The 823-nt window shown below is 72.7% G+C and carries 1 protein-coding gene; it reads right to left on the bottom strand.

The window, feature by feature from the left end:
- The coding region (locus HG542_RS34135; RefSeq protein ID WP_255316366.1) for a polyketide synthase dehydratase domain-containing protein at window positions 1–804 on the bottom strand (804 nt) is incomplete at its 3' end.
- Window positions 805–823: the final 19 nt, after the last annotated feature.

An 823-nucleotide genomic window follows, 5' to 3' on the forward strand; every position in this document is an offset into this window, starting at 1 on the left:
GAACCCGTCGGGCTCCGTGCCCTCGGCAAGGGCCACCTCGGCGAAGACGTCGTCCCCGCTGCGCCACACCGACCGCAGGCCCTGGAAGACCGGGCCGTATTCCAGGCCCAGTTCGGCCATGCCCTCGTAGAAGGCGGTCAGGTCGACGGCCTCCGCAGCCGGCGGTGGCGGCCATTCTCCGATCTCCGCACCGGGCGTCTCCGCCGAGGACAGCGCACCCGTCGCATGCCGCACCCACGCACCGTCTCCGACGCGCGAGTGCATGCTGAACTGCCGTCGGCCGGCTTCGTCCTCCGCACCGACCGACACCTGAAGGGTGACGCCTCCGCGCTCGGGTACCACGAGGGGCATTTCGAGGGTGAGGTCCTCGATCGACCCGCAACCGACCTCGTCGCCCGCCCTGATCGCCAGCTCGACGAAGGCGGTGCCGGGCAGCAGGACGGTTCCGTGCACTGCGTGGTCGGCGAGCCACGGGTGGGTGTCGAGGGAGAGCAGGCCGGTCAGCAGCAGGCCGCCGCTGTCGGCGGTCGCGAGCGCGGCACCGAGCAGCGGATGGTCCGCCGCGCCGAGGCCGGCCGCCCGGACGTCACCACGAACCTCGGGTGCGTCGAGCCAGTAGCGCTCGCGCTGGAAGGCGTAGGTGGGCAGGTCGACGCGCCGGGCACCGGAGAAGAAGGCGTGCCAGTCCGGGGAGATGCCGTGGGCGTGGAGCTGCCCGAGGGCGGTGACGACGGCCTGCGGCTCGGGGCGGTCGGCACGGAGGACGGGGATGGTGAGAGCGTCGTCCAGGCAGCCTTGCGTCATACCGCTCAACACCCCGCCG

Source organism: Streptomyces morookaense (assembly GCF_013030945.1).
GTDB classification, from domain to species: domain Bacteria; phylum Actinomycetota; class Actinomycetes; order Streptomycetales; family Streptomycetaceae; genus Streptomyces; species Streptomyces morookaensis.